This window comes from Streptomyces sp. NPDC058307, assembly GCF_042880295.1.
GTDB lineage: Bacteria > Actinomycetota > Actinomycetes > Streptomycetales > Streptomycetaceae > Streptomyces.
This window is the reverse complement of sequence record NZ_JBHVYZ010000085.1, coordinates 1-13,599: the sequence shown is the minus strand read 5'-3', so window position 1 is coordinate 13,599 and position 13,599 is coordinate 1. Positions and strand designations below refer to the sequence as shown.

Annotated in this window: 11 protein-coding genes and 1 pseudogene; 10 read left to right on the top strand and 2 right to left on the bottom strand. The window is 69.8% G+C overall.

The genetic code is table 11. The features are described 5' to 3' along the window. Nucleotides 1–142: 142 nt before the first annotated feature. The 7 genes from ACFVYN_RS37360 to ACFVYN_RS37330 all read left to right on the top strand — a co-directional run bounded on the left by ACFVYN_RS37360 (nucleotide 143) and on the right by ACFVYN_RS37330 (nucleotide 8,981). Nucleotides 143–985 carry a nitrilase-related carbon-nitrogen hydrolase gene (locus ACFVYN_RS37360; RefSeq protein ID WP_387720625.1) on the top strand — a complete coding sequence of 281 codons (843 nt, stop codon included), beginning with the start codon at nucleotides 143–145 and terminating at the stop codon, nucleotides 983–985. Continuing rightward, complete coding sequence (locus ACFVYN_RS37355) at nucleotides 982–2,271, top strand: aspartate aminotransferase family protein (protein WP_390006665.1); 1,290 nt, start codon at nucleotides 982–984, stop codon at nucleotides 2,269–2,271. Before ACFVYN_RS37360 ends, ACFVYN_RS37355 begins: the two co-directional genes overlap by 4 nt. 23 nt (nucleotides 2,272–2,294) lie before the next feature. Then, complete coding sequence (locus tag ACFVYN_RS37350) at nucleotides 2,295–3,854, top strand: PucR family transcriptional regulator (protein WP_390006663.1); 1,560 nt, start codon at nucleotides 2,295–2,297, stop codon at nucleotides 3,852–3,854. Nucleotides 3,855–4,009: 155 nt separating this feature from the next. Next, nucleotides 4,010–4,852, top strand: coding sequence for a nitrilase-related carbon-nitrogen hydrolase (locus ACFVYN_RS37345; protein ID WP_390006661.1), 843 nt, complete (start codon nucleotides 4,010–4,012; stop codon nucleotides 4,850–4,852). Between the two features lie 31 nt (nucleotides 4,853–4,883). Beyond that, nucleotides 4,884–6,278, top strand: coding sequence for a dihydropyrimidinase (gene hydA, locus ACFVYN_RS37340; protein ID WP_390006659.1), 1,395 nt, complete (start codon nucleotides 4,884–4,886; stop codon nucleotides 6,276–6,278). An 11-nt stretch (nucleotides 6,279–6,289) separates the two neighbouring features. Beyond that, nucleotides 6,290–7,309: a TIGR03842 family LLM class F420-dependent oxidoreductase gene (locus ACFVYN_RS37335; protein ID WP_390006657.1), complete on the top strand. Its 1,020-nt coding sequence runs from the start codon at nucleotides 6,290–6,292 to the stop codon at nucleotides 7,307–7,309. Between the two features lie 121 nt (nucleotides 7,310–7,430). Further along, entirely contained in the window at nucleotides 7,431–8,981 is a 1,551-nt protein-coding gene (locus tag ACFVYN_RS37330; RefSeq protein WP_390006656.1) for an NCS1 family nucleobase:cation symporter-1, read from the top strand. A gap of 70 nt (nucleotides 8,982–9,051) precedes the next feature. Here the strand turns inward: ACFVYN_RS37330 and ACFVYN_RS37325 are convergent, their stop codons facing one another. Next, on the bottom strand, nucleotides 9,052–9,720 hold the full coding sequence (locus ACFVYN_RS37325; RefSeq protein ID WP_390006654.1) for a hypothetical protein: 669 nt from the start codon (nucleotides 9,718–9,720) through the stop codon (nucleotides 9,052–9,054). A 151-nt stretch (nucleotides 9,721–9,871) separates the two neighbouring features. Beyond that, a pseudogene (locus ACFVYN_RS37320) lies at nucleotides 9,872–10,435 on the bottom strand (DNA-binding protein); the annotation flags it as partial. Nucleotides 10,436–10,497: 62 nt separating this feature from the next. On the opposite strand from ACFVYN_RS37320, the gene ACFVYN_RS37315 reads away from it, so the two are divergent. From ACFVYN_RS37315 to ACFVYN_RS37305, 3 genes are all read left to right on the top strand, one after another. Continuing rightward, entirely contained in the window at nucleotides 10,498–11,319 is an 822-nt protein-coding gene (locus ACFVYN_RS37315; protein ID WP_390006652.1) for a class I SAM-dependent methyltransferase, read from the top strand. Between the two features lie 288 nt (nucleotides 11,320–11,607). Further along, complete coding sequence (locus ACFVYN_RS37310; RefSeq protein ID WP_390006683.1) at nucleotides 11,608–12,507, top strand: cation:dicarboxylate symporter family transporter; 900 nt, start codon at nucleotides 11,608–11,610, stop codon at nucleotides 12,505–12,507. Nucleotides 12,508–12,659: 152 nt separating this feature from the next. Beyond that, the gene (locus ACFVYN_RS37305; protein ID WP_390006651.1) at nucleotides 12,660–13,409 is read left to right on the top strand and encodes an SDR family oxidoreductase; all 750 of its coding nucleotides are present in this window, start codon (nucleotides 12,660–12,662) and stop codon (nucleotides 13,407–13,409) included. Nucleotides 13,410–13,599: the final 190 nt, after the last annotated feature.

Below are 13,599 nucleotides of genomic sequence, written 5' to 3'. Positions count from 1 at the left end.
CTCCACTGGAGTGTGAAACGTGATCGACTTCGCGGGTTAACGACGATGGTCTTGGCAAGCCTCTCCCGGAGGCTTACGTTCGTCCCTCTACGGCCCCTTCTACGGGCGTAGAGGCTCTGACGTCCCGCCGAAGGAGCAGCTCATGGCCAACGTCGTACGTGCCGCTCTGGTCCAGGCCACCTGGACCGGCGACACCGAGTCCATGGTGGCGAAACACGAGGAGCACGCCCGCGAGGCGGCCCGACAGGGCGCGAAGATCATCGGGTTCCAGGAAGTGTTCAACGCCCCCTACTTCTGCCAGGTCCAGGAACCCGAGCACTACCGCTGGGCCGAGCCGGTGCCCGACGGCCCCACCACGAGTCGTATGCAGGCACTCGCCCGCGAGACCGGCATGGTGATCGTCGTGCCGGTGTTCGAGGTCGAGCAGTCCGGCTTCTACTACAACACCGCGGTTGTGATCGACGCCGACGGCACCGTCCTCGGCAAGTACCGCAAACACCACATCCCGCAGGTCAAGGGCTTCTGGGAGAAGTACTACTTCAAGCCCGGCAACCTCGGCTGGCCGGTCTTCGACACCGCCGTCGGCAAGGTCGGCGTCTACATCTGCTACGACCGCCACTTCCCGGAGGGCTGGCGGCAGCTCGGGCTCAACGGCGCCCAGCTCGTCTACAACCCGTCCGCCACCCACCGGGGACTCTCGTCCCACCTGTGGCGCCTGGAGCAGCCCGCGGCCGCCGTCGCCAACGAGTACTTCGTCGCCGCGATCAACCGGGTCGGCGTCGAGGAGTACGGTGACAACGACTTCTACGGGACGTCGTACTTCGTCGATCCGCGCGGTCAGTTCGTCGGGGACACGGCGAGCGACAAGGAGGAGGAGCTGGTCGTCCGGGACCTGGACTTCGACCTCGTCGAGGAAGTGCGGCAGCAGTGGGCGTTCTACCGCGACCGCCGCCCCGACGCCTACGACGGGCTGGTGCAGCCGTGACCGAGGACCTGCTGGGCCGCCACCGGGCCGTCCTGCCCGACTGGCTCGCCCTCTACTACGAGCAGCCGCTGGAGATCACCCACGGCGAGGGCCGGTACGTGTGGGACGCCGAGGGCAACAAGTACCTCGACTTCTTCGGCGGCATCCTGACCACGATGACCGCGCACGCCCTGCCCGAGATCACCAAGGCGGTGAGCGAACAGGCCGGGCGGATCATCCACTCGTCGACCCTGTACCTGAACCGGCCGATGGTCGAACTCGCCGAGCGTGTCGCCCAGTTGTCCGGTATCCCGGACGCCCGGGTCTTCTTCACCACCTCCGGCACCGAGGCCAACGACACCGCGCTGCTGCTCGCCACGACCTACCGGCGCAGCAACACGATCCTGGCGATGCGCAACAGCTACCACGGCCGCTCCTTCAGCGCGGTCGGCATCACCGGCAACCGCGGCTGGTCACCCACCTCGCTGTCCCCGCTGCAGACGCTGTACGTCCACGGAGGCGTGCGGACCCGCGGCCCGTACGCCGGCCTCGGCGACGACGACTTCATCGCGGCCTGCGTCGACGACCTCAAGGACCTCCTCGGTCACACCCGCCCGCCCGCGGCACTGATCGCCGAGCCGATCCAGGGCGTCGGCGGCTTCACCTCCCCGCCCGACGGCCTCTACGCCGCCTTCCGCGAGGTGCTGCAGGAGCGGGGCATCCTGTGGATCGCCGACGAGGTGCAGACCGGCTGGGGCCGCACCGGCGACCACTTCTGGGGCTGGCAGGCGCACGGGCAGTCCGGCCCGCCGGACATCCTGACCTTCGCCAAGGGCATCGGCAACGGCATGTCCATCGGCGGGGTCGTCGCCCGCGGCGAGATCATGAACTGCCTCGACTCCAACAGCATTTCCACCTTCGGCGGGACCCAGATCACCATGGCGGCCGGCCTCGCGAACCTGACGTACCTCCTGGAACACGACCTCCAGGGCAACGCCCGGCGCGTCGGCGGCCTGCTCATCGAGCGGCTTCGGTCCGCCGCCGCGCAGATCCCGGGCGTGCGGGAGGTGCGCGGGCGCGGTCTGATGCTGGGCGTCGAACTGGTGAAGCCCGGCACCGACGAGGCCGACCCGCAGACCGCGTCCGCCGTGCTGGAGGCGGCCCGCGCCGAGGGGCTGCTCCTCGGCAAGGGAGGCGGGCACAACACCAGCGCCCTCAGGATCGCCCCGCCGCTGTCCCTGACCGTCGCGGAGGCCGAAGAGGGCGCCGCGATCCTCGAACACGCTCTGAGGAGCACCATCCAGTAGGTCCACAGCAAGGGAACACCGTCATGAGCACCACCTTGGAGCGCCTGGAGCCCCTGGAACCCTTGGAGCCGACCCTGTCGGTCCGCCAGGTCCTCATGCTGGAACGGGTGCTCGCCGGGGAGCCCGAGGTGGTGGCCGGTGCCGGCCAGCTCGACCGGGCCGTGCGCTGGGTGCACGTGGCGGAGGCCGCCGACGTCGGCGTGATGCTCAGCGGCGGCGAGATGGTCCTCACCACCGGCGTGCTGCTCGCCGGTGACGAGGAGAAGCAGACCGAGTACATCCGGTCCCTGCACCGCGCGGAGGCCGCGGCCGTGGTCCTCGGACTCGGCCGCGCCTTCCCGACCCCGCCGGACGTGATGCGCCGGGCCGCCGAACGGTGCGGGCTGCCCATGGTCGTCCTCCACCGGCCCTTCCCCTTCGCCGAGCTGACGGAGGAGGTCCAAGCCCGGCTCGTACGGCGGAAGTTCGCCGCCGTCAGCATGTCCGAGGCCGTGCGTACCGCCCTCACCGGACTGATCACCGCGGGCGCCCCGCTCCAGCGGATGCTGGACGAGATCGTCCACCACAGCGGGTGCCCCGTCGTCGTCACCAACCTCGCCCACCGCGTCCTCGCCACCGCGGGGGAGCGGTCCGCGGTGGACGACGTGCTGCGCGACTGGGAGCGCATCGCCCGCCAGGCCGGCGGCAGCGAGGGCGACGGCTGGATCCGCGCCGAACTGGGCGGACGCGGGGAGCGCTGGGGCCAGATCATGCTGTGCGGCTACCGCGGCGACACCGCGACCGGACGCCTCCTCGCCGACCGCGCCGCCGAGTCCCTCGTCCTGCACCGCATGCTCGGCGGCACCTCCGCCCACACCTGGGAGGAGCAGTCCGCGCAGAGCCTGCTCACGGACCTGGTCAGCGGGGTCGTACCGGCCCGGCAGCTGCTGCCCCGCGCGCGGGCGGCCGGGCTGCCCGTCAACCGGCGCACCTTCGTGCCGCTCGTCGTACGGGACGGCGATCCGGCCGAACTCGACCGGGTGCTACGGCTGTTGGGCCTGCCCGGCATCGTCGCCGAACTCGCCGACGGGGCCACCGCCGTCCTGCTGAGCCTGGCCCGGGACCAGGACGCCGCCGTGCTCACGGCCAACTTCGCGGCGCGGCTGACACGGACGGTCGTGGCCGCCGCGGACCCGCGAACCGCCTGGGACGACGTCCCGGCCGGCATGCGAGAGGCCCGCCATGTCGCGGACGCGGTCGCCTCCGGAGCGCTCGACCTCCCGGCCGTCGTCCGCCTCAAGGACGTCCACCTGCGCGGCCTGATACGGCTGTTGCGCGACGACCCGCACGTGCAGTCCTTCGCCGAGCGCGAGCTGGACGGACTGCTGTGCGCGGCGGGAGAGGATCTGCTGGCGGTGCTGCGCACCTACCTCGGCACCGGCCGCAACAAGTCCCGCACCGCCCAGCTCCACCACGTTTCCCGCCCCGCGCTGTACCGGCGGCTGGAAGCCATACAGAGCCGGCTCGGCGTCGACCTCGACGACTTCGAACAGGCCGCCTCGGTGCACATCGCGCTCCTGGCGCACGACGCGCAACAGGGCTGAAACATGCCACGACCTGGGAAAACGGCGGTGAAACATGGGCTCACGAGAGGGTGACACCGTGGCACGCCCAAGGCCCGCGGACGTGACACCGTGCAACTCAGAGGAGCTTTTCGGACTTCCTAGTCTTCTCGCACACCGAGTGACCGGAGGTCCCGATGAGCAGAGTGATTCGCGCCGCCCTCTTCCAGACCGCGTGGACGGGCGACAAGGAGTCGATGATCCAGGTACACGAGCAGGCGGCCCGGGACGCGGCCGCGCAGGGTGCTCAGGTCCTGTGCTTCCAGGAGCTGTTCTACGGGCCGTACTTCTGCCAGGTCCAGGACAAGGCGTTCTACGAGTACGCCGAGCAGATCCCGGACGGGCCGATCGTCCAGCGGTTCCAGGCGCTGGCCAAGGAACTGGGCATCGTCCTCATCCTGCCGATGTACGAGGAGGAGCAGCCCGGCGTCCTCTACAACACCGCCGCCGTGATCGACGCGGACGGCTCGTACCTCGGCAAGTACCGCAAGCACCACATTCCCCAAGTCCCGGGATTCTGGGAGAAGTTCTACTTCCGCCCCGGCAATCTCGGCTGGCCGGTCTTCGACACCAAGGTCGGGAGGATCGGTGTCTACATCTGCTACGACCGCCACTTCCCGGAGGGCTGGCGGGCGTTGGGCCTCGCCGGCGCCGAGATCGTCTTCAACCCCTCGGCCACCTCACGCGGCCTGTCCGCCTACCTGTGGCAGCTGGAGCAGCCGGCCGCGGCCGTCGCCAACGAGTACTTCATCGGCGCCATCAACCGGGTGGGCGTGGAGGAACTGGGCGACAACGACTTCTACGGGACGACGTACTTCGTCGACCCGGAGGCCCAGTTCGTCGGCGAGGTGGCGAGCGACAAGGAGACCGAACTCGTCGTCCGCGACCTGGACCTGGCCAAGCTGCGGGAGGTCCGCGACCGCTGGCAGTTCTACCGGGACCGCCGTCCGGACGCCTACCCCCCGCTGACCGCACCCTGACCGAACCGACCACCTTGGCAGGAGAGGGAACATGAGCAGCCGTACCGTCATCAGCGGTGGCCTCGTCATCACCGCGTCCGACGAGATCCACGCCGACGTGCTGATCGAGGACGGCCGCATCGCCGCCCTCGCCGTGCCCGGTACCCAGAGCTGGACCGCGGACCGCACGATCGACGCCACCGGGAAGTACGTCATCCCCGGTGGCGTCGACGCCCACACCCACATGGAGCTGCCGTTCGGCGGCACCTTCGCCTCCGACACCTTCGAGACCGGCACCCGGGCCGCCGCCTGGGGCGGTACGACCACGATCGTCGACTTCGCGGTGCAGAGCGTCGGCCACACCCTGCGCGAGGGCCTGGACGCCTGGCACGCCAAGGCCGAGGGCAACTGCGCCATCGACTACGGCTTCCACATGATCGTCTCCGATGTGAACCAGGAGACGCTCAAGGAGATGGACCTGCTGGTGGAGGAGGGGGTCACCTCCTTCAAGCAGTTCATGGCCTACCCCGGCGTCTTCTACTCCGACGACGGCCAGATCCTGCGCGCCATGCAGCGCTCCGCCGAGAACGGCGGCCTGATCATGATGCACGCCGAGAACGGCATCGCGATCGACGTCCTGGTCGAGCAGGCGCTGGCGCGTGGCGAGACCGACCCCCGCTACCACGGCGAGGTACGCAAAGCACTCCTGGAGGCCGAGGCCACCCACCGGGCCATCAAGCTCGCGCAGGTCGCCGGCGCGCCCCTGTACGTCGTGCACGTCTCGGCCATGGAGGCGGTGGCCGAGCTGGCCCGCGCGCGGGACGAGGGACTCAACGTCTTCGGCGAGACCTGCCCGCAGTACCTGTTCCTGTCGACGGACAACCTCGCGGAGCCCGACTTCGAGGGCTCGAAGTACGTGTGCAGCACCCCCCTGCGTCCCAAGGAACACCAGGCCAAGCTGTGGCAGGGCCTGCGGACCAACGACCTCCAGGTCGTCTCCACCGACCACTGCCCCTTCTGCTTCGTGGGCCAGAAGGAACTCGGCCGCGGCGACTTCTCGAAGATCCCCAACGGCCTCCCCGGCGTCGAGAACCGCATGGACCTGCTCCACCAGGCCGTCGTCGACGGGCACATCTCGCGCCGCCGCTGGATCGAGATCGCCTGCGCCGCCCCGGCCCGCATGTTCGGCATGTACCCGAAGAAGGGCACCATCGCCCCGGGCGCCGACGCGGACGTCGTCATCTACGACCCGCACGCCGAACAGATCATCTCCGCCGAGACCCACCACATGAACGTCGACTACTCGGCCTACGAGGGCAAGCGCCTCACCGGACGGGTCGAGACGGTCCTCTCGCGCGGCGAACTCGTCATCACCGAGCGGGAGTACACCGGACACGCCGGGCACGGCACGTACACCCCCCGCTCCACCTGTCAGTACCTCAACTAGGAGTGGCGCAGATGGACTTCGGACTCGTCCTGCAGACGGATCCGCCCGCCTCCAAGGTCATCAGCCTGATGAAGCGGGCCGAACGCAACGGCTTCACCTACGGGTGGACCTTCGACTCCGCCGTGCTCTGGCAGGAGCCGTTCGTGATCTACAGTCAGATCCTCTCCAACACCACGAAGTTGAAGGTCGGCCCGATGGTCACCAACCCGGGCACCCGCACCTGGGAGGTCACCGCCTCCACCTTCGCCACCCTCAACGACATGTTCGGCAACCGCACGGTCTGCGGCATCGGCCGCGGCGACTCCGCGATGCGCGTCGCGGGCCGTACGCCCAACACACTGGCCCGGATCAGCGAGGCCATGAAGGTCATCAGGGCGCTCGGCTCGGGCCAGGAGGCCGACCTCGGCGGCACGGTGATCAGGTTCCCGTGGATCAGGGAGGACGCCGAACTCCCCGTATGGATGGCGGCGTACGGCCCGAAGGCGCTGAAGATGACCGGCGAGGAGGCCGACGGGTTCATCCTCCAGCTGGCGGACCTGTACCTCACCGAGTACATGGTGAAGGCCGTCAAGGACGCGGCCGTCGCCGCCGGACGCTCGCCGGACGAGGTCACGATCTGCGTCGCCGCGCCCGCCTACGTCACCGAGGACGACTCGCCCGAGGCGCTCGCCCACGCGCGCGAGCAGTGCCGCTGGTTCGGCGGGATGGTCGGCAACCACGTGGCCGACCTGGTCTCCAAGTACGGCGAGCACTCCGCCGCCGTACCCGACGAGCTCACGGACTACATCAAGGCGCGCGAGGGGTACGACTACTCGCACCACGGACGCGCCGACAACCCGGACACCGCCTTCGTGCCCGACGAGATCGTCGACCGGTTCTGCCTCATCGGACCGGTCGAGAAGCACATCGAGAAGCTGAACGCGCTGCGTGAGCTGGGCGTCGACCAGTTCGCCGTCTACGACATGCACGACGCGCAGGAAGCGACCATCGACGCGTACGGCTCGAAGGTCATCCCCGCCCTCAACACCTGACCTCCGATCCCCGGTCCCCCCACACCTTGTTCCCCCCTCTCCTCCCCGCCGTCCCGGGGCGGAGAGGGGCCCAAGGCCCCCGCACGGCCTTTCCCGTCCCGCTCTGATCGATTGGCCTGCCATGACCGAAACAGTCCCCACGGGGTCCCCGATACCGCAGTCCGCCGGTGACCGCGTCGAACTCGCCCCCGAGGCCTTCCCCGCCGACAGTCCCTTCGCCAACGAGGACCTGCGACCCGTACCGGTCTCCGAGCGCAAGTGGACGACGTACAACTTCGCCGCCCTGTGGATCTCCATGGCGCACTGCATCCCCAGCTGGACCCTCGCCTCCGGCCTGGTCGCCCTTGGCATGGACTGGAAGCAGGCCGTGTTCACCATCGCCCTGGCCAACATCATCGTGCTGCTGCCGATGCTGGCCACCGGGCACGCCGGACCCAAGTACGGCATCCCCTTCCCGGTCCTCGCCCGCGCCTCCTTCGGGCTGCGCGGCGCCAACATCCCGGCGCTGATCAGGGCGGCCGTCGCCTGCGGCTGGTTCGGCATCCAGACCTGGATCGGCGGCAGCGGCATCTTCGCGCTGGGCTCCAAGCTCACCGGCGGCCACTGGGAGAACGCGTCCCAGGTCGCCGGCAACCCGTGGCCCCTGTGGCTCTGCTTCGTGCTGTTCTGGGCGCTCCAGATCGCGATCATCTACCGCGGTATGGAGTTTCTGCGACGCTTCGAGAACTGGGCCGCGCCCTTCGTGATCGCCGGTGCCCTCGTGCTGCTGATCTGGATCGCGGTCAAGGCCGACGGCTTCGGCGCGCTGCTCGACCAGCCGTCCAAGCTCGGCTGGGGCGCCGACTTCTGGCCGGTCTTCTTCCCGTCCCTCATGGGCATGATCGGCTTCTGGGCCACCCTGTCGCTGAACATCCCCGACTTCACCCGCTTCGGCGCCAGCCAGAAGGCACAGACGTGGGGCCAGGCCCTGGGACTTCCCACCACCATGACCCTGTTCGCGGTCCTCGCCGTGCTGGTCACCTCCGGCTCCGAGGCCATCTACGGCGAGGCCATCTGGGACCCGGTCGCGCTGGCCGCCAAGACGGACAACGCCTTCGGTCTGCTCTTCGCGCTCGTCATCGTGCTGGTCGCCACCGTCTCCGTGAACATCGCGGCGAACGTGGTCTCACCGGCGTACGACCTGTCCAATCTGGCTCCGAAGTTCATCAACTTCCGCACCGGCGCGCTGATCACGGGCGTCCTCGGCGTCCTGATCTTCCCGTGGAAGCTGATCTCCACGCCGGAGTTCTACATCTTCACCTGGCTCGGCGTGGTCGGGGGTCTGCTCGGCACGGTCGCGGGCATCCTCATCGCCGACTACTGGATCATCCGGCGTACGATCCTGCACCTCGTGGACCTCTACACGCCCGGCGGCCGCTACTGGTACACCAACGGCTGGAACTGGCGGGCCATCGTCGCCTTCGTGGTCGGCGGTCTGCTCGCGGTCGGCGGCTCGTACTCGGCCGTCGGGGCGGACGGCAAGAAGACCGGGCCGTTCCCGACCGACGGTCTGATCCCGTTCCTCAAGCCGCTGGCCGACTACGGCTGGGCGGTGGGCCTGAGCGCGTCCCTGCTGCTGTACATCGCGCTGATGCTGCCGAAGGGCAGGGAGCAGGAGGGCATCGCGGCCTGACGGTGCGCGCCACGCGCGCGTGGAGGGCGGTCGGATCGGCCCCGGGTCTGCCCGACTCGGGGCTTCCGGCTCAGGTCTTCTGGCCGCTCTCCAACGCCGCGACCGCCTCCTTGGCGGCCTTGATGGCGCCCTTGTTGATCTCGTCCGTGCTGGGCGCCTTCTTCGACTCGAAGTCGCTGCCGTTGTACGTCACGGTCACCAGCGCGTTGGACGCCTGGATCATGACCACGCCCTCGCGGGTCTGCTGCTTGTCCTGGGTGGTGAGGTTCACCACCGAGTACCCCGCGTCGCCGACCCCGGGCACGCTCCCGCCGCCGCTCTTCTCGGAGATGTTCTCCTTGTACGACTTGGCGGCCGCCACATCTGACTCCGTGATCTCGAAGGACACGTCGAGCCAGCGGTAGTCGTATCCCTTGAGCGCGTTCCAGGAGCAGGTGCGGCGCAGCGTCGTGTCCGTGGAGGGGATCTCCTTGCCGGCCGTCTTGGCGCCCGGCACGAGCGACTTGATGGTGGCCGTGGCGATGCTGGCGCAGGGGGCGGGCGCGGCGGCGTACCGCTTTGTGGGTGCCGCCGTGGACGCGCCCGAGGGGGACTCGCCGGCGGACCGTGGCGCCGACTCCTTCTCGGCGGCCGGCGTGGTGGTGGCCGGGCCCGACGTCAGCGCCCAGCCCGCCGCGGCGAGCACGACTACGGGCGAGATGCGCGCGGTGAGCGCGAGCGGCAGGGAAAGAGTTCGCACGGCGCACTTTTCGTGGGGGACGGAGGGTGCGGAGGGGTCCGCACTGCGGACGGGACGCCAGTTTCACATGTCTGCCTGTGGGGCGGAAGCCTGAACTCACTCCGTGCCTGTGCCGTCACCGCCCCCTGCCATCGATGCGTCATGTGTCCGTTTATGTCCGGGTGGTGGACCGGTGGAGGGCCGATTCCACGCGATCCACGGCCAGGAACGCCCCGTAGGCCACGAGGTGCACCAGATGGTCGTCGGTGTGCTCCGGCCGCCGCCAGGCCGCCACGCCCTCGTCGGTGATCCGGTAGGGCGCGAGTGCGGCCAGCAGCACCAGACGCGCACCGGGGCGCTCCCGCCGGTCCGGGAAGCCGCTCAGGTCGAGCGGCGGATGCGACCCGTCCCAGTCCAGCAGTGTCTCCTCCACGAGGTCCTGGTCGTCGACGCCGAGGAGGCCGGCGCCCGCCATGGCCGCCCGGAGCAGCGCCGCGTACGCGAGACCGACGGGCGTACCGTCCGCCCACGCGGGGGCTTCGCCGGGGTCGGGCAGGTCGGGCAGCGCGAGGGACGCGCCGGGCCGGGCGGGTCGGCGTACGGTCCGGGCGAGGCTACGGCCCGCGAGGGAGCGGACGGCCCGGAAACGCTGGGCGTTGCCCGGCAGCAGGTTCTCGGTGAGCAGGGCGGACACGATCCGATTGATGAAGTGGAAGACGAACGCGGTGGCGAGGTGTGACGGCACGCGTGCCTGAAATCCCGTTGCCGGAGCCGGCCGTGGATCAGCACCATGAGGCGATGACCGAGACATCACCGCGCATGCACGAGGAGATCCTCGCCTACTACGCCCGGGGCAAGGAGGACGCCCGGCTCAAAGAGGGCGGAGCGCCCGCCGGGCGGCTGGAGTTCTGGCGCACCCAGGACGTACTGCGCAGACTGCTGCCGACCGCACCCGCGCGCGTCCTGGACGTCGGCGGCGGCAGCGGCGTACACGCGGAATGGCTCGCGCAGGACGGACACGCCGTTCAACTCGTCGACCCCGTACCGCTCCACGTCGAACAGGCTTCGCGGCTGCCCGGCGTCACCGCCCGCCTCGGAGACGCGCGCGAACTGTCCGCCCCCGACGCCTCCTACGACGTGGTGCTGCTGCTGGGCCCGCTGTACCACCTGCCCGAACGGACCGACCGGCTGCGGGCATTGGCCGAGGCGCGGCGAGTCCTGCGGCCGGGCGGGCTCGTGGTCGCGGCCACCATCAACCGGTACGCGCAACTGCACGACCTGCTGCGTGAGGAGCACTACTTCACCCCGGAGCACCGCGAACACACCGACGCCGTCCTCGTGGACGGCCGGCATCCCCACCATGACGAGGGCTTCTTCACCGTCGCCCACTTCGCGGCGCCGGACGAGGTGACCGCGGAGTTCACTGGCGCGCGACTGGCCGTCGAGGGCCAGTACGGCATCGAGGGCGTCGCCTGGCTGATGGCCGGTGTCGAGGACTGGCTGGACGACCCGGACCGGCGCGAGGCGGTGCTGGCCGCGTGCCGGCACATCGAGTCGGAGCCGACACTGCTGGGGGCGAGCGGGCATCTGCTCACCACGGGCAGACGGCCGTCGGCGTGACACGCACGAGAAGACGTTCGCACGGAAGCCCCGGTGACGGGTGACGGGTGACGGGTGGCGTTCGGCCTCCGGGGTGGGGTCCGGGGTCCGGGGTGGGGTCCGGGGTCCGGGGTGGGGTCCGGGGTCCGGGTTGCGGTCGTGGAGGCCGACGTCGGCACGGGTGCGGTGCGATCGTCATCCGCCTACTGAAGCCGCAGCCCGGGCTCGCCGCGTCCGCCGCCAACGGGCTGCCCGCCGGGTTGACGTGAAGCACGTCGAGCACGAAGGGCATGACACGTCGGCGGCCTCATCCCCGCCTCCCTGCTGGGCGCGATCACCGGGGACGCGATCCTGGCCGCGCTGATGGTCTCGATCGTCTTCGGCGTGGCCCTGAACATGGCCGGCGAAGAGGGGGCACCGCTGACCCGCGGCATCAAGGCGCTCTCGGACGTCGTCTTCCGCATCGTGGGCTGGGTGATGCGGCTCGCGCCCCTGGGCACCTTCGGCGCCCTGGCCACCGTGGTCGCCACCTATGGCGCCGAGAGCCTCAAACAGCTCGGCTACCTCGTCGTCCTGTTCACCGCGACCTGCGTCGTCTACGTCCTGGTCGTCCTCGGCGCGATCACGCGGGCCTGCCGCCTGAGCCTGTTCGCCCTCATGCGCTTCCTCAAGGCCGAACTGCTCGTCGCCCTCAGTACCTGCTCCAGCGAGGCCGTCCTGCCCCAGCTGGTACGCAAACTGGAGATCCTCGGCATCGGCCGGCCCGTGGTCGGCATCGTCATCCCCTCCGGGTTCTCCTTCAACCTGGACGGCTCCGCGGTCTACCTCACGATGGCCTCCCTGTTCCTGGCCCAGGCCATGGGTATCGGCCTGTCCTGGCAGCAGCAGCTGATCATGGTCGGCGTCATGATGCTCACCAGCAAGGGCACCGCCGGGATCGCGGGCGGCGCGTTCATCGTCCTGGCCAGCCCGGTCACCGCGGTCGGCCACATCCCGCTCGTCGCCCTCTCCCTGATCGTCGGCATCGACCGCATCCTCAACGAGGGCCGCGTGTTCATCAACGTCCTCGGCAACGCCGTCGCCACGATCGTGATCGGCAAGTGGGAGAACGACTTCGACACCGAGCAGGCCCGCGAGGTCCTGCATTCCCGGACCGTCCCCCCGCCGCAGACCGGGGTGGACACCGCCAAGATCGGTGCCGACACGTAGCCGACACCGGATCCCCTGTGGCGCGGCCGGCTCGCCGAGGCAGAGACCGCCGATCCATGGACAAACCTTCCTCTCCCGCCTCTGCGCGGGCGCCCCTACGGTCGAGGGCACGGGTGCTCACCGGCCCGCCGTACCGAAGGAGTAGGACCCCCATGAAGATGACCGGCAACACGATCCTGATCACCGGCGGCACCTCGGGCATCGGCCTCGGCCTGGCCCTGCGCCTGCACGAGGCCGGCAACAAGGTGATCGTCGCCGGCCGGCGCAAGGAACTCCTCGACGAGATCACGGCCGAGCACCCGGGCATCGACGCGCTCGTCCTCGACGTCGCGGACCCCGACTCGATCGCCCGCGCCCGCGAGACCGTGGCGGCGAGCTACCCGGGGCTGAACGTGCTGGTCAACAACGCCGGCATCATGCTGCTGGAGAGCGTCCTCGACCCGGCCGGTCTGCCGGTCGCCGAGGACCACGTCACGGTCAATCTGCTCGGCACGATCCGGATGACGTACGCCTTCCTGCCGCTGCTGGTGGGCAAGGACGACGCGGTCGTCATGAACGTCACCTCCGCGCTGGCGTTCGTACCCTTCTCGGTCACTCCGACCTACAGCGCGACCAAGGCCGCGCTGCACTCCTTCTCGGAGAGCCTGCGCATCCAGCTCGCCGGTGCCGACGCCGGCGTACAGGTGATCGAGATGATCCCGCCGGGTGTGCGCACGACCCTGCTCGGCCAGCAGGACAGCGACCAGTCCATGCCGTTGGACGACTTCCTCACCGAGACCCTGGACCTGCTGCGCGAGAAGCCCGACGCGAAGGAGCTGGTCGTCGAGCGCGCCAGGTTCGCCCGCGACGCGGTGGCCAACGGCTCCTACGACGACGTCCTCGCCATGATCAGCGGCAGCTGACCGACCTACCAGGCCCCCTAGGGACAGCGGGTCGTGCAGGTCACGTGACCCGTCAGGCCCCCTCTGGCCCCCTCGCCGCGAGCGCCCGGCTGCTCAGCCATGGATCGGCGGTCTCTGGATAGCCGGGCGGGATGGGGCGAGGATGGCGGGCATGGACAAGAAGGAACTGGCGGAATTCCTGCGCCGCCGG

Excerpts from the sequence above, each read along its gene's own strand:
- hydA (WP_390006659.1), top strand. The coding sequence starts at position 4,884 with ATGAGCAGCCGTACCGTCATCAGCGGTGGCCTCGTCATCACCGCGTCC.
- ACFVYN_RS37360 (WP_387720625.1), top strand. The coding sequence starts at position 143 with ATGGCCAACGTCGTACGTGCCGCTCTGGTCCAGGCCACCTGGACCGGC.
- ACFVYN_RS37330 (WP_390006656.1), top strand. The coding sequence starts at position 7,431 with ATGACCGAAACAGTCCCCACGGGGTCCCCGATACCGCAGTCCGCCGGT.
- ACFVYN_RS37315 (WP_390006652.1), top strand. The coding sequence starts at position 10,498 with ATGACCGAGACATCACCGCGCATGCACGAGGAGATCCTCGCCTACTAC.
- ACFVYN_RS37350 (WP_390006663.1), top strand. The coding sequence starts at position 2,295 with ATGAGCACCACCTTGGAGCGCCTGGAGCCCCTGGAACCCTTGGAGCCG.
- ACFVYN_RS37345 (WP_390006661.1), top strand. The coding sequence starts at position 4,010 with ATGAGCAGAGTGATTCGCGCCGCCCTCTTCCAGACCGCGTGGACGGGC.
- ACFVYN_RS37335 (WP_390006657.1), top strand. The coding sequence starts at position 6,290 with ATGGACTTCGGACTCGTCCTGCAGACGGATCCGCCCGCCTCCAAGGTC.
- ACFVYN_RS37305 (WP_390006651.1), top strand. The coding sequence starts at position 12,660 with ATGAAGATGACCGGCAACACGATCCTGATCACCGGCGGCACCTCGGGC.